Origin of the sequence: Paenibacillus sonchi (genome assembly GCF_016772475.1) — a bacterium.
GTDB classification, from domain to species: domain Bacteria; phylum Bacillota; class Bacilli; order Paenibacillales; family Paenibacillaceae; genus Paenibacillus_AQ; species Paenibacillus_AQ sonchi.
Map to the genome: position 1 here is coordinate 3,381,976 of NZ_CP068595.1, position 17,280 is coordinate 3,399,255.

A 17,280-nucleotide genomic window follows, 5' to 3' on the forward strand; every position below is an offset into this window, starting at 1 on the left:
GTATGTGATCCGGCATGAAAGTCTGCGAAGCGAGGCCTTCAGACCGGTGGACAATCTTAAGGAAAAGCTGGAGATGACGCTGACGGATACGCTGGATGTGCTGGAAGAGCTGTCCGGGGCGGGGCGCTATGATGTTGTCATTGTAGATACCGGGGGCATTGAGGAGCAGCAGACCCAAGCCGTTCTGCATAGATGCGGCCTCCTGCTCTGGGTGCTGACGGGAGATAAGAACAGCATGCACAAGACCGGGCGATGGCTGGAGCATTGCAGTCAACCCCACTCCGGCAGACTGCAGGAGGTACAGGGCAAAAGCAGGTTTGTGCTGAATTTTGCAGCCGATGCCAATAGCGGAGGGGTTCTCCCTGAGGGGGTGGAAATGGATGCTGTGCTTCCTTATATCTCTTCCTGGGCCATGCAGCACCACGGGGAGCTGTGCCTGAATTCTCCGCAATTCATCTTCGGGATACAGCAGCTCTGCTCGGGAATCATTGAGCCCGCGCTGCCGCGTGTCTTTACAGGGAATGGTATATGAATGAAGAGATGTTCCGGCTGCTCCGCAGTGACATCCGTTCCGGACTGGACCTGACCTCCGCTGTCGGCAACCGTGAGCTTACCGCTTATATAGAGCAGACGGTTCTTGCGCGGGACAGCCTGCGGCATCTGACCGCTCAAGAGAAGCATACCCTGGTCAAGAAGCTGTTCGATTCATTCCGGGGGCTGGATGTGCTGCAGCCGCTGGTGGATAATCCGGCGATCACCGAGATTATGATCAACAGCTATGATGAGATTTTTGTCGAGGAGAACGGGCTGATCCGCCGCCTCCCGCTGGCCTTTGAGTCCAGCAGCCGGTTGGAGGATATTATCCAGTCGGTGGTCTCCGGTGTTAACCGGGTGGTCAACGATTCCTCGCCGATTGTGGATGCCCGGCTGAAGGACGGGTCCCGGGTCAATATCGTTCTGCCGCCGGTAGCACTGAAGGGGCCGGCGATGACTATCCGTAAGTTTCCCGAAACGCCGATGACGATGAACGAGCTGATCCGCCGGGAAGCTGTAAGTATGGAGGCTGCCGAGCTTCTGCAGATGTTAGTAGCGGCGAAATACAATATTTTTATCAGCGGCGGCACCGGCTCAGGCAAGACAACCTTTCTAAATGCATTGTCGCAGTTCATCCCACCGCAGGAGCGTGTGATTACGATAGAGGATTCAGCCGAGCTGCAGATCGTCACCGTACCGAACCTCGTCTCGCTGGAGACGAGAAATGCGAATACGGAAGGCCGGGGAGAGATCAGTATCCGTGCTCTGATCCGTTCCTCGCTGCGGATGCGTCCAAACCGCATTGTGGTGGGCGAGGTTCGGGGAGCGGAATGCCTCGATATGCTTCAGGCGATGAATACCGGCCATGACGGCTCGCTCAGTACAGGGCACTCAAACAGTGCCCGGGATATGGTCAGCCGTCTGGAAACGATGGTACTCAGTGCTGCCGATCTGCCGGTGGCGGTTGTCCGGCAGCAGATCGGGTCTGCGATTGATATCTTCGTGCATCTGTCGCGGCTGCGTGACCGTTCCCGCCGGGTGACGGAAATCTGTGAGGTTGCCGGGGTCAAGGAGGGGGAGGTGGTGCTGAATCCGCTCTATGAATTCCGTGAAACGGGTGAGACGGACGGACATGTTCAGGGCGGTCTGATCCCCAGCGGGAACCCGATGCTGCATACCGGCAAGCTCAGGATGGCCGGAATCCACTGGAAGGGGGAAGTGATCTGATCTCGTTAAAACAGAAGGGGCAGCATCTGCGGAATAGCGGTGCACACAGGTTGGGTATGAACAGCAGACCGCTGCCGGGGAGCGGTGCGCCGAAGAGGAATCCAAGTGCGGCGGTTCAACTGCCGGACTATACCGTGTATACATTGGCTTCCTGGCACAAAATCACGGCAATGCTGGTTGGCGGAACGCTGCTCTGGGCGATTGGCTGCCTCTTTTACCACAATGGGCTGCTGTCCCTGCTGCTGGTCCCGGGCGGGGCTTATGCGCCGCGAATACTGCGGGATTATCTGCACCGGCGGCGCCGTGCCGCGCTTAATCTGCAATTTAAGCAGATGCTGTTTTCGCTATCTTCTTCGTTGTCCGCCGGCCGCTCTGTGGAGAATGCTTTTCGCGAAGCGGTGCAGGATCTGCTGATGCTTGACCCGGAGGGTGACAGCGATATGATCTCTGAGCTGAACATTATCTGCGCACGCATGGAGTATGGGCAGCCGGTTGAGGAAGCGTTGAATGATTTCAGCAAACGGGCGGGCATGGAAGATGTCGAACGGTTCGCCGATGTCTTCTCCGTCTGTAAACGGACCGGGGGCGACCTGGTGGAAATCGTGCGGCGCACTTCAACCATTATCGGGGAGAAACTGGATATGCAGCAGGAGATTGCTGTCAGCATTGCCCAGAAGAAGTTTGAGGCCAAGGCTTTGCTGGTTTCACCGCTCATCATGGTGATCTTCATGAGTCTGACAGCGGGAGATTACATGCAGCCAATGTATACAGGTGCAGGTATTGCGATCTCTACGCTGGCTCTTGGGCTGCTTTTTCTATGCTGCCTGTGGACTTCCAAAATCATGAATATTCCACTGTAAAGGAGGTGAAAAGAATGATCTGGCTATGCGGCACCGCCGCGCTGGTACTGGCACTTGGCTGGGTGCTGCTCCGTCTGAAATGCGGAAGCCGTTACGCTGCACTGCGCACGCTTCCTATGGAGGGGCTGCGGCTAAGAGGGCTGGGTGAGCCATTTCTCTGGATGATCGAGAGATGGAAGCCCGGAAGATATTTTCCCTCTGTCCTGTTCAGGATTCAGCGTTCACTGCAGCGTACCTACGGAACGCGCTATAGCGCAGAGCGGACACTGCTCTTTATGGGGGAGATGATCAGCTACAGCTGGCTGTTCCTGACAGCCGGAAGTGTGCTGACGGTCTTAAGCGGGGAGACAGCCGGAACCGTGCTGGGAACATTTCTGGCGGTAATGCTTCCCGCTGCCCTGGTTAGCGATCTCCATAAGAAGGTACGGCTGCGGGAGCAGAATATCAGCTTTGAGCTGCCGGAGCTGCTGAACAGCATTGTGCTTCTCGTAGGTGCAGGAGAAACAGTGCAGCGGGCGATCATCCGCTGTGTGGACAGCCGCAAGGGGGACACATCGCACCCGCTCTATAAGGAACTGCACCAAATGACTGCTGAGTGGGACAGCGGCTATTCGTTCCAGCAGGCTTTTGAGAATTTCAGCAAACGCTGTGCGGTGCAGGAGGTCTCGCTGTTCACCACCACGGTGCTGCTTAATTACCGCAGAGGCGGAGCTGATTTTGTCCTGGCGCTGCGCGATCTCTCGCGGATGCTCTGGGAGAAACGGAAGGCGATCAGCCGGACGCGCGGGGAACAGGCCTCCTCGAAGCTGGTTTTTCCGATGGTGGTCATCTTTTTAATTGTCATTGTGCTGGTGGGGACGCCGGCGTTCATGATGCTCAAAATGTAGAAGGAGGAAGCTGATGATGAGTTCAATGATGGCGGGAGCTGTACAAAGCTTTTGGAAGGACGAGGAAGGACTCGGTACGCTGGAGATGATTATGATCATTGCTGTGCTGATTGCGGTCGTCCTTCTTTTCAAGGACAAGATTCAAGAGGTAGTTGAAGCTCTGATTGAGACGGCTGGTGAAAAGAGCCAGAAAGTATTCGATTGAGCACGCCTCGGAAAGACGAGGGCAGTTTTACTATTGAAGCCTCTCTATTGCTGCCGATTATAATGTGCATCACGATGCTGCTGCTGTTCTTCTGCTTGTACAGCTACCAGAAGTCAATGCTGCTGCAGATTGCTTCAGCCACTACGGAGCGTGCGGCTTACAACTGGGATAACACCCACAAAGAAACAAAGGGTGCATATCCCGTTGGCGAATACGACCCGCTGTATTGGCGCATTGGCGATGATGCTCTGCTCTCTTCTTTATTCGGCATCGGCTCGCCTGATGGCAGAGCAGCCGTTACGCTTCCTGCCGCAGGGGATGGAGGCACATTGCCTGTGGTCAAGCTGGAGCATGCATCGGGTATGGTCCCGGCAAATATGCCGGGCGAGATGAGATATGCCTATAGCCCAGCAGGCCGGCAAATCAGCGCAGAGCTGAAGCGGATGCTGAATTTGCCTGTGCTGGATGGGATTCTCTCCGATCAGGCTGTGCCGGTAGTGCAGGCCCGGTCTGTGGTTGCTGAACCGGTTGAATTTATCCGTACCGTTGATCTTATGCGTTATTACGGCGCCAAATTCAAAGGCGGTCCAGACAGTGGGATGGATAAGAAAAACGCGGAGATCATGTTGAAGAAGCTGCACTGAGCAAGAGGGGCATGCTGGATGGAAATTGATATTTTGGGAGCAGCGGTTAAGGCAAGAAAGGAGGATAGACCCGCTTGAAGTCTGAGACTAAGCATGTTTTTGAGGGAGCCAAAAGGTACAGGATTGACAGATATACCCGATCTGATGGTTCAGTTTCTATCTTTTTAATTATGGTGCTGGCATTTGTTTTCCTGTTTACCGCTGTGCTGATTGATTATGCGCGTATTGCCGCTGTCAATGTACAGGAAGAGCGTTTGGCCAGGGCGGCTGTCCGTTCAGTCATGTCAGCTTATGATCTTGAACTGAAGGACAAATACGGACTTTTTGCTTATGGCGGCAATGACGGCGACCAGCTGCTGGCCAGTGTACTGAATGATAATTTGTATGAGAGCGGACGCGGTGATGCCTTTAACCTGCTGCCTTCGGATCTGGATTCTTCTTCTTTAAGCTGGAGCCGGCCGCTTGGAAGCTATGATATTTTCCGCCGCCAGATTGTTGAAGAGATGAAATACAAGGCGCCGGTTGATTTTGCCCTGGAGCTGGCCGGCAAGTTCAAGCCGCTGTCTGCGGCAATGGGTGAAGCTTCACGGACAACCAAGGTGCTCGGCAAGCTGCAGCCTTTGTATGACGAGCGGGAGGAAGCGCTGGATCAAATGCTGAAGTCACGGAAACAGGCGGCAGAGAGCGGAAAAGCACTGCAGGCGCTGATCATGAATCCGCCAGGTGACACTATCGTATTCACTGCGATAGGCAGCATTACCGCCGCTGCGGATATCCCGGCCATGTATGGCGACTATGTAGGAAAATATCATGCCGATACGCAGCGCAGGGCTGAGGGCAGAGCTGCGTGGTACGAGAGTCTTTTGCAGTCTTATTTACAAGAATCCGCTGAATTGCTTGAGCAGCTTTCCGGCAGGCAGGCCGTTTATCAGGATAAGCAGCAACGCTATATGGAAGAGGCAGCGGCTGCGCTGGAACGGGTCAAATCTCTGAATGTTCAAATGAAAAGCCTGCTGGAGCAGTCCCGGAACAGCGGGCCGGAAGATGCGCAGGACCCGGCGCGGAGCTGGGATATTCCAGGCGGTACAGCTGAGCTGAGCGCAGATCCGATCCATAAGCTGCGCGAGCAGGAGGATTCGCTTATCCTCGCGGCAAGTGACATTAGTACGCTGGAGAATAGCTTATCGGAACAGCAGACAGCTTCGCAGGCTGTAGTACAGCAGGTCGCACTATTGCCCGGAAGCCTGAGTCCGGCAACGGGGTTGAATGCCGACGTCTCCGCCATGATGGCCAGAGTCCTGGGTGCATCGCAGACAATTGACAGCTATATGCGCAATTATGGAAATACCGGCGTGCTCATTGCTGCTGACAGAAAGCGTATTGAGACTCACCGCACTTTCGACAGCCAGCGCAAGCAGACGGAGCAGGAGGCCAAGGGCAAGCTGGGCGATGCCATGAAGCTGCTGGATCAAATCCGCGGGCTTGGCGCTGGCGCCGGGGAAGCTGTGGAACGTTATAAGACGCTGCGTAATTATTACAACGACAATATAGCGTTTAACAAGGGGTTGGACCAGGAGCCAGAGACGGGTGCGGCAGACCAGAGCCTCTATTCTGCCGGAAGCTCCTCCATGGTCAAAGTGGACGGACTCTATGCTGCAATGGGCAATGTGCTGGAGGGAGCCAGAGACAGGCTTTTTCAGACCGAATACTCGGCGCTGTATTTTCCTCCCTTTGATATCTCGCAGCTGTCCGGGTTAGCTTCAGGCTCTATAGATGACACAGCAGAGAAGCTGGCGGATCAGCTTGATCCTACGGCTCAGGAATTGGAGTATGTATTGTATGGCTTCTACAATCCAGCCGGGAATATAGCGGCAGCTTATGGGGAGATTTTTGCAGTGCGTTTGGCTATACGTACCATGGAGGGTTTTACAGAGCGCGCAAGCCTGGGCAATCCGCTGCTGGTATTGGCTTCGGCACTTCTATACGGAGTCGAGCAGGCCGTGCAGGATATGCTGCTGTTATGCAAAAATGGTGAAATTCCGCTCTCTAAATACATATCCGCCAAGCTGAGTTACCGAGATTATCTGCGCTTGTTTCTGGTGCTGCATGGAGGCGGGGACGTCCAATTATCGCGGATGCTGGCTTTAATCCGGCTGAATACCGGAAGTAATCCGGACGAGATTTTCACATACGCAGCAGCAGATATCAAAATGGCTATGCCCTTATGGTTTTTGCCGGGCGTAGTGAAGCTGCTGGATTACGGCGGCGGTCTTTCGGGTGATGTGCAGGGCAAATTGTACTACCGGACTGTACAGGCGGATTTTTCTTATTAGCTGGGAGGTGGAACAAGGTGAAGCAAAGGTTCCGGAAGCGGAGAAGAGCGGCGTGTGAAGGCAGCATGGTTGTGGAAGCCGCTATGGTCCTCCCTATGTTTTTGCTTTTTGTCCTGTTCCTGATCTTCATCGTGCAAATGTCCTTATACTCGACAGCTCTGCAGAGTACAGCTTCGGATACGGTGAAGGTCATCTCGGCCCATATGTATCCTGCTGCACTGGCTGTACAGAAACGGGAAGCTGGTAAAGAAGGAAACGCTGCCGGAGGCTCAGGCGGAGGAACAGAAGCTTCTGGAGCTGCCGGATCTTCGGATAAATGGAGCATCCCCCGGCTCTCGCTTGAGGAGTGGAGTGACAGCTATGTGGCAGACCTTCCGGAACCGGTCGCTGGTTGGGTCCGTTCAGCCGTGAAGCGGGGAGAAGACCCCTTGCAGAAATTGCAGGCAGAGGCATCCGAAGGGGCGCTGGATCTGGCGCTCAAGCCTGTAATGAAGCCCTATCTTTCAACAGACTGGCTGGAATATGACCGCATTCATGTTTCGAATGTGATTGTCCCGGACCTTAAGACAGGGTCGCGGCCATACTTTGGACTTGTGGTGAGCTATGAACTGCCGATGAAGGTGCCTTTTCTGAATCAGCGAATCGTGCTAGAGGCCAGTGCGGTGGAGCGTCTATGGATCGGAAATACGGATGCTGAGGATGGAGAGGACAGTTCAGGGGGCGGGGAAGAGCAGAACTCCATTGTTATTCTGGAGAAGCCAAGCCCCGGAGTGGCCAATCATCAGGGCAGGATTCGGGTCAAGATTCCGCCCAATGCTTCAGCCAGCTTGTCCATCTTCTATAAAAGCGGCCAGAGCACCGCCAAATACCTGGGGTGGAAGCAGGCGGATGAGAATGGATATCTCGATTGGGAATGGAAAATCGGGGTGAATACTACGCCGGGCACATGGCGTTTTGTTATCCAGCTGCAGGATGGCACCTCGCTGGAGGCAGCTTTTACAGTGGTGAAAAAAATTCAGGCGGAAGAAGGGGAAAAGTAATGGCGGTATGGGCATTCTGGAGCTGTCTGCCATTCTTGGCGGCGGCGCTCCTTACAGATATCCGCTTCATGAGGATACCGAACTGGATCACGCTCCCGCTGCTGATGGCCGGGCTGATTGTACAGGGGATGATGAACGGCCGCCAAGGATTTCTGGTGTCCATATGCGGTGCAGGCACAGGTTTTCTCCTCCTGCTGATCATGCATCTTCTGGGTGCGGTTGGCGCAGGAGATGTGAAGCTTTTTGCGGGAATCGGTGCCTGGACGGGGATGCTGTTCACCTTGCAGGTTACTGTCTATTCTGTATTGTTCGGGGCAGTGATCGGATGGATCATTGTTTTTTCCAGACGGGAAACGGGAAGGCGTATTCGGGGAATTATCAGCAGGAGTGCCGGATTTTTAATGCTCCGGGAACCCCGGCTATTGAAGAGGCGAAGCGATGATCTGTTGAAATTCCCTTTTATGCTGGCGGTTGTTCCAGGGTTCATCTGTGCCTATTTGTACTTATAGTGGAGAGGTGAGGCGTATTGTTTGGATTAAGCCGTGATTTTGTACAGCGGGACGGCATCTCGATGCTGCTCAGCAGGCCCGGGGGACTGAGGCCGGATGAGCTTAATATGGTGCAGGCCCGTATGCTGATGAATACCGGGATTCCCCATCATCTTCGGCTGCAGCTCAAAGAGATCAATTTGCAGGTGACCCTTGATTATGCGCTTTCCCGCCGGAAAATGCTCAGCCATCTTCTGAAGGGGGACAAGCTGGGCATGCCCGATTTCTTCGGAATCCTGCTGCAGATTGCGGTAGGGATGGAAGAGGGACGGTTATACATGTTGAGCGCCGAGCAGTATGTGCTGCATGAGGATTATATTTTTATCGATGGACCTCTGCGCAGCGGTAAGGTGTATCTTACTTATCTTCCTCTGCAGGCTGCAGAATTTTCGGTGAGTGCCGGAGAAGCGCTAAAATCACTGATTATGGCCCTTATGGCATCTGTAAGAGAATTGTCCGGTGATGGAGTGCAAAGACTGCTGCAATATTGCGGGGAAGAGGAGTTCACTCCGGCCGGATTGAAGGAACTGCTAGCCGAACTGCTGACGGACGGTGAGGGGGCAAACAGGTTCACAGATACTGCACGGGCTGCGCCAAGCTCAATTTGGCCGGATACAAATGAGCCAGCAGGGAGAGGCATTCGGGAAATGACTGGCACAGCGCCAAACATTGCATCTTCTGTTCCTGAGCAAAGCCAGCCGGGGGAGGGGGGCGGGAATGCGGCATCAGAGACTCAAAAGTCTGCTCCATGGATGAGTGGGTATCCGCGACTCAAGCTAAAAGAGCCGCAGCCACTGCCGCAGCCGGATGATGGGGATATGGAGAGCAACACGGCTCCCGCCTCCTCTGCCTACAGAACCTATACGGTGCTGGGCGGGGTTTTGGCTGATGCGGTATTGTGGAAGTTTCTTTATCTGAACAATCCTAAGCCGCTTTGGATGGCCGTTTGCGCAGTGGCGACGCTGGCACTGGGTGTATTTTGCTGGCTGGTTTGTTGCGGAAGACTAATTTTAGGTGGTGAGAGACAGGAAGAAGAGACTGAAGACGGTATGGAGGTTATGCGCCGGAGAAATCACAAGGAGCTGGAATGGGATTTTGGCCGGCCTCCCGCAGTGTCCTCTGTATCGGCTGCTGCTCCCGGCATTAAAGTGTCTTCGCAGCAAATGGAGATTCCTGCCCATGCTAATGCTCAAGCTGCGCTTACGAAGGGGCCGCTGCAGGAAAGAAGCCAACTCAAAATTCAATCGCCAATGCCAGTAGAAGCTACAGCTCTGCTGCAGCAGGATCTGCCTTCTGAGAATGAGAGAGTCCAGAAAGGAGGCCATACAGTACCCTATCTTGAAAGAGTCCAGGAGAATGAGAGCGGGCTTCCGGAAAAAATCGAACTGAACCGCCCCAGCTTTCTTATTGGCCGATCTCCTGACGTAGCGCAATATGTGGAGAAGTCCGAAGGAGTTTCGAGAGTGCATGCGGAGATCCTCAAAAGCGGGGAGGATATATCCTGAAGGATCTGGACTCCAGAAACGGCACGTTGTTTCAAGGGGAGGCGATGATCCCTTACAAGGAATATCCGCTGACCGAAGGGGCCGTGTTCACGATAGTAAAAGGCTGCTACACTTTCCGGTCAGCCTGAGAAGCTATTCTCCTTTCAGATGCTCCAGCGCCGGCTGCAAGGTTGGATAAGTAAAAGTAAATCCATGTTCCAAGGCTTTGGAAGGGAGCACCCGCTGGCCTTTCAGGAGGATTTCCGACAGCTCGCCAACGGCTGTCTTGAGCAGAAAGGCAGGAATGGGGAACCAGTGTGGACGATGATAGACCCTGCCAATCATTTTGCCGAATGCCTCATTGGTCACGGGGTGCGGAGCAGTGGCATTGACAGGGCCTTCAATGCCGGGAGTTTGAACGCAGAAATCGATTAGCCGGACGATATCGGTGAGGCTGATCCAGGACAGCCACTGCTTCCCGCTGCCGATTTTACCGCCAAAGCCAAGCATGTAGGGCAGCTTCATCTTGGGAAAAGCACCGCTCTCGTTGCCCAGCACCACGCCAGTGCGCAGCTTGACTACTCGTACACCCTTGTAGGCTTCGTCTGCAGCTCCTTCCCAGGCTTCCACAACCCCGGACGGGAAATCCATCACATGGGCTGGAGAGGTTTCGTCATAAGTATCCTCCAATGAAGTGCCATAGATAGCAATTGCGGAGGATTGAATCACCACGGGAGGCTTGTTTTGCAGCGCGTTCAGCAGCCTGGCTGCCGCTGAAACGGTTTCAAGCCGGGACTGCATAATGGACTTCTTGCCGCTTGGACTCCAGCGCTGGCTTAGTGAGGAACCGGCAAGGTTGACCAGGGCATCCGCGCCATAGGCAAGCTCCGGATGTGAAGCCAGACTGTCCCAAGTAAGGAAGCTTAGGGCTGGATGGGCAGCGGTTCGGGATTCAGGCTGTTTGCGGCCGACAACAATGATCTGATGTCCACCCTGCAGCCAATATTCAGTAAGCTCACGTCCGATGAAGCCGCTGCCCCCACAGATTAGGTATTTCATAAGGTCGCTCCTTCGATTATTTAATCAGGTGCTGATAAGGAGAGTAATCAATACCGTTTTTCTCCAGGAAGCTGATCAGAAAACGGTTGTCGCGCCGTGGTGTAGCCACGATATATCCTCTGATACAGTGCTCGCGGGTAACCTCCGGCGCTTGGCTTTCTACAGCGATCTTGCCAATCTCGGCAGCGATGGAATGCTTGGCGATATCACGGAAAGGACTTGGCACAGGCTGAACGAGCTGATCCAGAAAAGCCTTCATCTCATCGCTCCACAGTGGACGGCTGCGTTCGACCCAATAATTCTGCCAGTCCAGCTTGGATTTGCCATCGGCTTTGGGCAGCACTTTTAGGAATTTGCGGAACATGAAATAGCCGCCGATGCACATGCAGCCCAGCAGCACAAAAGTCCAAAATGCGATGGAGTTCATAAACCAGTTGCTCGGTGTTGCGGACAGCAAGCCTAAGCTTGATTTTGAAAACATGAATACACCGCCTTTGACAATGATGATTGTCACAAACTTAATGCTCATCTAAAGTATAGCGCATTTCCAAAGTTTTGCGAAGCGGAAGCAGGCGCTAAGAGCTTGCCTAGATTTATTTTCCCGATCACGGTAGAATAAGGGTTAATTCGTGAAGGAAAGAGGGAAAAAGGTATGCTTAAAATAGGTTCACATGTGTCCTGTGCGGACAAGGGTCTCCTGAGTGCGGCCAATGAAGCAAATGAGTACGGATCGACCTCGTTTATGATATATACGGGTGCGCCGCAGAATACGCGCCGCAAGCCTATTGAATCGATGTATCCCGCCGAAGGCAAGCAGGCGATGAAGGATAATGGTGTGGAGGAGATTGTCGTCCATGCTCCTTACATCATCAACTTGGGTTCTTACAAGGACAGCACGTATCAACTGGCTGTTGACTTCCTCCAGGAGGAAATCCGCCGTACGCATGCGCTTGAGGTGAAGCATATCGTACTGCACCCGGGAGCATACACTGACAAAGATGCTGAATATGGAGTGCAGCGGATTGCAGATGGTCTGAACGAGGTGCTTGGCGGTACGAACGAGACGGAAGTGCACATTGCTCTGGAGACGATGGCCGGTAAAGGAACGGAAGTTGGCCGCAGCTTCGAGGAAATTGCCTCCATTATCGACAAAGTCGTTCATAACGAGCGGCTGTCCATTTGTCTCGATACCTGCCACATCCATGATGCCGGTTATGATATTGTCGGCGATCTGGATGGTGTGCTGCAGCAGTTTGACCAGATCATTGGCCTGAGCCGGCTGGGCGTAATCCATATCAATGACAGCAAAAATCCGCGCGGGGCGGGCAAGGACCGCCATACGCCGATTGGCTCGGGCTACATTGGCTTTGAGACTATCAACAAGGTAGTCCATCACGAAGCCCTTGCAGGTCTGCCGTTCATTCTGGAGACGCCTTGGATCGGAAAAGATGCGAAGAAGCTGCGCCCGATGTATGAGGTGGAAATTGCCCTGCTGCGCGGCACCGTGGCTGAACGGTTCGGGGCGGAGTTTCTGAATGAGGTGGAAGAGCTGCATGCTTTTTTTGCCAAGCAGGAGTTTGATCCCCGCCAGTATGTGCTGAATGTATGGGAACTGCTGAAGAACGATGCCAAGGCCAAAAAAGCTGATCCGCGTGAACCGCTGGAACGTCTGTATGATACGGTTGCAGCCGCACAGCTGTTTCCTCAGCTTAGTGAAGAAGCGGTCAATCAACGGCTGATCGCTTGGCTGGCAGGCAAGCAGCTGCTCGTGAACGCTTAAAGCCAAATTATAGATTGCGCATGTAGATGAGAGGATGGAACGAGAATTATGGAATTGCATGTAAAAAGAGAGCATTCGTTAAGCGGACAATACCCGAACCGGGCGCGGATGCTGATCTCCTGTCCGGACGGACCGGGGATTGTGGCTGCTGTATCGCAATTTCTATACCAGCATGGCGCGAACATTGTCCAGTCGGATCAATACACCATGGACCCGGATGGCGGAATGTTTTTTATGAGAGTGGAGTTCGACCTGCCCAAGCTGGCCGAGCGGATTGACGAAGTGCGTTCAGTCTTTAGCGGGGTTGCGGAACGGTTCAAGATGAACTGGCAAATATTCAATGTAAGCCAAAAGAAACGGCTGGCTATCTTTGTCTCCAAAGAGGATCATTGTCTGGTTGAACTGCTCTGGCAGTGGCAGGCCGGGGATCTGGATGCCGATATCGCTCTGGTTGTCAGCAACCATACAGATATGCAGGCATATGTGGAGTCCTTCGGCATCCCGTTCCACCATATTCCGGTAACAGCGGATACCAAAGCAGAAGCGGAGCAGCACCAGCTTAAGGTCATCGGAGATGACATTGACGTTATTATTCTGGCGCGCTACATGCAAATTATCTCGCCCTCGTTCATAGAGCATTACCGCCATCGGATCATCAACATCCATCATTCGTTCCTTCCGGCGTTTGTAGGCGGCAAGCCCTATGCCCAGGCCTATCAGCGCGGGGTGAAGATTATCGGTGCAACGGCCCACTATGTTACCGAAGAGCTGGACGGCGGTCCGATTATCGAGCAGGATGTGCAGCGGGTCAGCCACAGTGATGATGTAAATGAGCTGAAACGCATCGGACGCACGATCGAACGTGTTGTTTTGGCCCGGGCAGTCAAATGGCATATCGAAGACAGAATTCTTGTCCATCACAACAAAACAGTGGTTTTTAATTAATTGAATCATCTCCGGTGAACTGCGTAGCCTTTCCCTGCATGGAACAGTGTCTGCCGTTCACCGGAATCCTTCTTCAGCCGGGAGCCTGCTCCCGCGGTTATCCTCAAGCTCCGTACCTCACAATGATAATCTAATACTTTTCTCAACTACTATAGGTAAAAAAGCATTTTACCACATTTTGGCATTTTAGGCCAAGGTGTATTTTGTCATGCTCATAAATGCATTTATAAGGGGGTAAAAGGCTTGGCTTCTCAGCGGGGACATCTGTTAAGACGCAATTATTTATTTGCTTTTCTCATTCTGGTTATCGGTTTCGGCGGCCTGCTTGGCTACGATCTTTATTTCAAGCCATACGTGCTGTCGCAGACTGTGGTCAAGATCAAAGTAGCCGAGGGTAGCTTTTTGCCCAAAAATTATGAACTTAAACCAAGTGATCTTTACCTGGACTCCGTCCAGACCAAGGATATTCCTTCAGGGGTGATCACGGAATTCAGTCAGGTGGAGCATAAGATCACAAATGTAATCTTAACGAACGGAAGTATTCTGACGGCATCGCTGGTGGATGTCAGTGACCTGGAGCCGCAGCAGGACGAGGGGATTTTTCCTATTCCCAAGGAAGCCATCTATGCAATTAACGGTTCGCTGCGCAGTAGAGACAAAGTGGATATTTATCTGGTTGAAGGCGATTCAGCAAATCAAACGCGGAGTGGTGGCTGGTATAGCTCTGCAACAGCAGGCAGAACAACCGCTGGCACTGCTGGAACAACAGCGGGGGCAGGAACAGCCCCAGAAACAGCAGCAACTGCAGGAGAAGCAAAAACTGTTGGAGCCGCAGGGGCAGCAAAAACCGTAGGAGCTGCGAATACTGCAACCCCGCAGCCTTCCGCGCCTGCACGCAAAGTATTCCTAACCGGAGTCACAGTTAATTATGTAAGGACGGAAGACAACAACGATGTTCAGGATTCGGAGAACGGCAACACGAACAACCGCTTTACTTCAACCGGCAAGGTGGCAGCACCTGAGCTCAAGCTGAAAAAAAGCGACGGCGAGCTGCTGGGACAATTTTTGGAGCAGGGGAAGAAGCTGTGGATTGTACGTGTAGAGTAAAAGTGAAAGGAGGTAAATGTAATGAAAATATTCAGTTTTGGGATGGATCAGCTGACGGTTAATGAGATCAAGCTTGCCGGGTTCACGGTAGTTACGCAAAATGTCCTGCCTGAACCTTCCCAGACTCAGGGGCAGATGTTGATGGTTACCAGTGAACAGGTCCCGGTGACAGCTTTGAGTGAGCTGCGGCAGGGCTATCCGAACTCCTCTATATTATATGTTTACCGGCAAAAGGGGGTAAGGAGCTATCAGGCCATCCATATGTTCTGCGAAAGTCTGGGGATTTTCTTCATCCCGCCGCGTTCTACTTCTTCAGCGATTGTGGAGAAGCTGCGTTACATTCTGGAGGAGGAACGTGAGGAGCGGGGCAATCTTGTCGGTTTTTTCGGCTCCGGCCCGGGTATTGGCTGTACGAGTGTAGCCAAGCTGTTCGCCCGGCGTATTGCCGCTTCGGGACAACGTGTGATTCTGCTCGGCCTTGATCTGTACGATCCCGGATTCGACCGCAAAACGGCGACCAGCCTCGACAGGCTGCGGCCACGGATGACCGGCAAAATGCTGCAATCCGCAGACTTTGAAGGTTTGGTAAAGCAGGAGGGTTACGCTTATCTTCCTGGAAATTTCGACTTCTTAAGCGTTCAGGACTACCAGGAAGAGGAAATTGAATATCTGCTCGCCCAGGCTGCCGAGAATGCCGATGTGGTGGTTGCTGATTTCGGATCGGTTCCCGAGAGTGCAGCATGGTATGTGGGGATGCAGAAATCTGCCTTGCGTTTGATTGTCACACACCCGAGACACGAATACCGGCTTCAGCCGCTGATGGAGCTTGCCGGGCATATGGATCTGTATCCGCAGGATTTCCAGTGGATCATCAACCGCAGCAATGTGGAGGAAATGACCTCGCCCAAGAATCTGGCGCTCCGCTTTGGCAGTGAGATTTTACTTGAACTGCCTTATTATCAACCGTTTCAGGATAGTCTTCCTCTGGGCAAAAGAGAGCTTCAGCATGTAGATGACAAGGTACATGCGCTGCTGGTATCCCTGGGCCTGGCACCGGAAGCCCGAAAGAAGGGGATTTTTCAATGATTGAATACCGGCAAGAGATTTTGCGCACGAAGTGGAATCAGGCACAGGTTCAGAATGAAGAACAAGGGATGGGACAGATCCATAAGGCGATATGGCTGCCGAATCCTCAGGACAACCGCAGGCTGTTCTCCCTGAAACAAAGCGTGCTTCGTACCAGCAGGCCAGGCAAAGATGATTTTTACGGCTTCCTGCAAAAAATGAAAAGCGACATGAACGCCGAGCTGGAGCGGGAGGATGACGGGTACTTTGAACTTAATGCGAAGGCGCTGATCGGCGACCCGCAGGCAGTCAGCTTTTTCATGAATGAGATTGAGAAATATCTGCGCAAAACACCGTTTACCGGCAAGGTGCCGGAAGCATACGGGACAGCAGCAGAAGCGCTGTTTCACGAATGGAAGGGATTTGGACCCGCGTACCGCTGGTTTACCGACCGGGCCTACAGCGAATCTACCGGGCTGCAGATGATCGGACGGCAGATTTTTTACAATCACCGGGGCAAGTTTGTGGTGTATCCCTATGAGATGCCCTCACTGGATCGGGTGGAGCAGCTCAAACGCTCTTTGCTGAAAAGCGACCCCGATAAGAAACTCAACAAGGATAATCCCTCTGTAGAGTTCAAAATGGATGATCCGCTCTGGCCCGGCCGCTTCATCCGGCTTGCGATTTGGGTGTCTCCCAGAGTGTGGGAAGGCTTTACCACGATTTCACTGCGGCGGCAGGTGGTCGAGTTTCTGGATCTGGAGGATCAAGCCGGTACGGGATGTATTCCTGCGGAAGCCATTGAGCTTATACGCGCCCTGTCAGGTACGTTCCGCAACACCATTATTGCCGGAGCGGTCGGATCAGGCAAAACTACCTTTGCCAACACTGTTGTAGGTGAGCAGCTGCTAGGATCTTCTTCGTGTATGGGAGTAGTGATGATTGAAAAGCATCCGGAGTCGATTTTGCCATACCAGATCAAAGGCCATCGGATTATTCCGATTCAGGCAGCCAACGAGGAATTAATGGAGGTCGGGGTGGAGTCGCTGCGGCATGATCCGAACATTCTCTATATGACGGAAATGCGCTATAACGAATGGGAATTTTATCTGTGGAGCGGCGAAAAAGGCTATGACGGCATTACAGGCACCTTTCATACGGTGGATTCGGAGGATATTCCTTATCAGGGAGCTTTTGCGGTATCCACGCGGATCGGCGGCAGTCTGAAAGGCCATCTGATTTCTGCGCTTAAATCCTGTGAGCTGGTATTTATTCTGGAGAGCGTAGCGGACGGAAAAAAACGGCTGGCCCGGATCTCCGAGGTGTATTATGACGAAGCTGCAAATTCCGTATTTGCCAATGATCTGATGCGCTGGGAAGAAGAACAATCCGCCTGGAGCTATAATGACAAGCTGACGGCTGGCCTTATGCGCAAGATGAAGAAGAAAAATCCGCGCGCTTCACGGGTGCTTTTGCAGGAGCTGGGACATTTAGCTGCGCAGAAACCGATGGATGAGCCGCTGAAGGAGAGCCTCAAATCAAAGATTGTTTTGAACGAATGA

18 protein-coding genes are annotated in these 17,280 nt (G+C 53.1%); 16 read left to right on the forward strand and 2 right to left on the reverse strand.

The window, feature by feature from the left end; translation table 11 throughout:
• Nucleotides 1-4 precede the first annotated feature (4 nt).
• The 11 genes from JI735_RS15375 to JI735_RS35805 all read left to right on the forward strand — a co-directional run bounded on the left by JI735_RS15375 (nucleotide 5) and on the right by JI735_RS35805 (nucleotide 9,911).
• Complete coding sequence (locus JI735_RS15375; RefSeq protein ID WP_202677536.1) at nucleotides 5-532, forward strand: CpaE/TadZ family protein; 528 nt, start codon at nucleotides 5-7, stop codon at nucleotides 530-532.
• Entirely contained in the window at nucleotides 529-1,761 is a 1,233-nt protein-coding gene (locus JI735_RS15380) for a TadA family conjugal transfer-associated ATPase (RefSeq protein ID WP_039834777.1), read from the forward strand. The genes JI735_RS15375 and JI735_RS15380 overlap by 4 nt, the downstream gene beginning before the upstream one ends.
• A 56-nt stretch (nucleotides 1,762-1,817) precedes the next feature.
• Nucleotides 1,818-2,621: a type II secretion system F family protein gene (locus JI735_RS15385; protein WP_039834781.1), complete on the forward strand. Its 804-nt coding sequence runs from the start codon at nucleotides 1,818-1,820 to the stop codon at nucleotides 2,619-2,621.
• Between the two features lie 14 nt (nucleotides 2,622-2,635).
• The gene (locus JI735_RS15390; RefSeq protein ID WP_039834778.1) at nucleotides 2,636-3,508 is read left to right on the forward strand and encodes a type II secretion system F family protein; all 873 of its coding nucleotides are present in this window, start codon (nucleotides 2,636-2,638) and stop codon (nucleotides 3,506-3,508) included.
• Between the two features lie 13 nt (nucleotides 3,509-3,521).
• Nucleotides 3,522-3,713 carry a Flp1 family type IVb pilin gene (locus JI735_RS15395; protein ID WP_039788092.1) on the forward strand — a complete coding sequence of 64 codons (192 nt, stop codon included), beginning with the start codon at nucleotides 3,522-3,524 and terminating at the stop codon, nucleotides 3,711-3,713.
• Nucleotides 3,710-4,357, forward strand: coding sequence for a TadE/TadG family type IV pilus assembly protein (locus JI735_RS15400; RefSeq protein WP_202677537.1), 648 nt, complete (start codon nucleotides 3,710-3,712; stop codon nucleotides 4,355-4,357). Before JI735_RS15395 ends, JI735_RS15400 begins: the two co-directional genes overlap by 4 nt.
• A gap of 74 nt (nucleotides 4,358-4,431) precedes the next feature.
• Complete coding sequence (locus JI735_RS15405; RefSeq protein WP_202677538.1) at nucleotides 4,432-6,690, forward strand: hypothetical protein; 2,259 nt, start codon at nucleotides 4,432-4,434, stop codon at nucleotides 6,688-6,690.
• Nucleotides 6,691-6,707: 17 nt separating this feature from the next.
• On the forward strand, nucleotides 6,708-7,730 hold the full coding sequence (locus JI735_RS15410) for a TadE/TadG family type IV pilus assembly protein (RefSeq protein ID WP_085979275.1): 1,023 nt from the start codon (nucleotides 6,708-6,710) through the stop codon (nucleotides 7,728-7,730).
• Nucleotides 7,730-8,239 carry an A24 family peptidase gene (locus JI735_RS15415; RefSeq protein WP_039834784.1) on the forward strand — a complete coding sequence of 170 codons (510 nt, stop codon included), beginning with the start codon at nucleotides 7,730-7,732 and terminating at the stop codon, nucleotides 8,237-8,239. Before JI735_RS15410 ends, JI735_RS15415 begins: the two co-directional genes overlap by 1 nt.
• Before the next feature lie 17 nt (nucleotides 8,240-8,256).
• Nucleotides 8,257-9,783, forward strand: a complete 1,527-nt coding sequence (locus JI735_RS15420; RefSeq protein WP_202677539.1) for a DUF6382 and FHA domain-containing protein — start codon at nucleotides 8,257-8,259, stop codon at nucleotides 9,781-9,783.
• A 26-nt stretch (nucleotides 9,784-9,809) separates the two neighbouring features.
• On the forward strand, nucleotides 9,810-9,911 hold the full coding sequence (locus tag JI735_RS35805) for a hypothetical protein (RefSeq protein ID WP_233476418.1): 102 nt from the start codon (nucleotides 9,810-9,812) through the stop codon (nucleotides 9,909-9,911).
• Nucleotides 9,912-9,915: 4 nt separating this feature from the next.
• Here the strand turns inward: JI735_RS35805 and JI735_RS15430 are convergent, their stop codons facing one another.
• Both JI735_RS15430 and JI735_RS15435 read right to left on the reverse strand, forming a co-directional pair.
• Nucleotides 9,916-10,821, reverse strand: a complete 906-nt coding sequence (locus JI735_RS15430; RefSeq protein ID WP_039834786.1) for a TIGR01777 family oxidoreductase — start codon at nucleotides 10,819-10,821, stop codon at nucleotides 9,916-9,918.
• 16 nt (nucleotides 10,822-10,837) lie between these two features.
• Nucleotides 10,838-11,302, reverse strand: a complete 465-nt coding sequence (locus JI735_RS15435; protein ID WP_039834791.1) for a DUF2621 domain-containing protein — start codon at nucleotides 11,300-11,302, stop codon at nucleotides 10,838-10,840.
• 171 nt (nucleotides 11,303-11,473) lie between these two features.
• On the opposite strand from JI735_RS15435, the gene JI735_RS15440 reads away from it, so the two are divergent.
• The 5 genes from JI735_RS15440 to JI735_RS15460 all read left to right on the forward strand — a co-directional run bounded on the left by JI735_RS15440 (nucleotide 11,474) and on the right by JI735_RS15460 (nucleotide 17,280).
• Nucleotides 11,474-12,601: a deoxyribonuclease IV gene (locus JI735_RS15440; protein WP_020428338.1), complete on the forward strand. Its 1,128-nt coding sequence runs from the start codon at nucleotides 11,474-11,476 to the stop codon at nucleotides 12,599-12,601.
• 48 nt (nucleotides 12,602-12,649) lie between these two features.
• The gene (purU, locus tag JI735_RS15445; RefSeq protein WP_039834787.1) at nucleotides 12,650-13,546 is read left to right on the forward strand and encodes a formyltetrahydrofolate deformylase; all 897 of its coding nucleotides are present in this window, start codon (nucleotides 12,650-12,652) and stop codon (nucleotides 13,544-13,546) included.
• A gap of 243 nt (nucleotides 13,547-13,789) precedes the next feature.
• Entirely contained in the window at nucleotides 13,790-14,653 is an 864-nt protein-coding gene (locus JI735_RS15450) for a hypothetical protein (protein WP_039834788.1), read from the forward strand.
• Nucleotides 14,654-14,674: 21 nt separating this feature from the next.
• On the forward strand, nucleotides 14,675-15,739 hold the full coding sequence (locus JI735_RS15455; RefSeq protein WP_202677540.1) for a CpaE/TadZ family protein: 1,065 nt from the start codon (nucleotides 14,675-14,677) through the stop codon (nucleotides 15,737-15,739).
• Nucleotides 15,736-17,280, forward strand: a complete 1,545-nt coding sequence (locus JI735_RS15460) for a P-loop NTPase family protein (RefSeq protein WP_039834793.1) — start codon at nucleotides 15,736-15,738, stop codon at nucleotides 17,278-17,280. Before JI735_RS15455 ends, JI735_RS15460 begins: the two co-directional genes overlap by 4 nt.

Coding starts and splice junctions, on each gene's coding strand:
- JI735_RS15385 (WP_039834781.1), top strand. CDS start 1,818: ATGAACAGCAGACCGCTGCCGGGGAGCGGTGCGCCGAAGAGGAATCCA.
- JI735_RS15435 (WP_039834791.1), bottom strand. CDS start 11,302: ATGTTTTCAAAATCAAGCTTAGGCTTGCTGTCCGCAACACCGAGCAAC.
- JI735_RS15380 (WP_039834777.1), top strand. CDS start 529: ATGAATGAAGAGATGTTCCGGCTGCTCCGCAGTGACATCCGTTCCGGA.
- JI735_RS15390 (WP_039834778.1), top strand. CDS start 2,636: ATGATCTGGCTATGCGGCACCGCCGCGCTGGTACTGGCACTTGGCTGG.
- JI735_RS15455 (WP_202677540.1), top strand. CDS start 14,675: ATGAAAATATTCAGTTTTGGGATGGATCAGCTGACGGTTAATGAGATC.
- JI735_RS15395 (WP_039788092.1), top strand. CDS start 3,522: ATGATGAGTTCAATGATGGCGGGAGCTGTACAAAGCTTTTGGAAGGAC.
- JI735_RS15440 (WP_020428338.1), top strand. CDS start 11,474: ATGCTTAAAATAGGTTCACATGTGTCCTGTGCGGACAAGGGTCTCCTG.
- JI735_RS15415 (WP_039834784.1), top strand. CDS start 7,730: ATGGCGGTATGGGCATTCTGGAGCTGTCTGCCATTCTTGGCGGCGGCG.
- JI735_RS15460 (WP_039834793.1), top strand. CDS start 15,736: ATGATTGAATACCGGCAAGAGATTTTGCGCACGAAGTGGAATCAGGCA.
- purU (WP_039834787.1), top strand. CDS start 12,650: ATGGAATTGCATGTAAAAAGAGAGCATTCGTTAAGCGGACAATACCCG.
- JI735_RS15430 (WP_039834786.1), bottom strand. CDS start 10,821: ATGAAATACCTAATCTGTGGGGGCAGCGGCTTCATCGGACGTGAGCTT.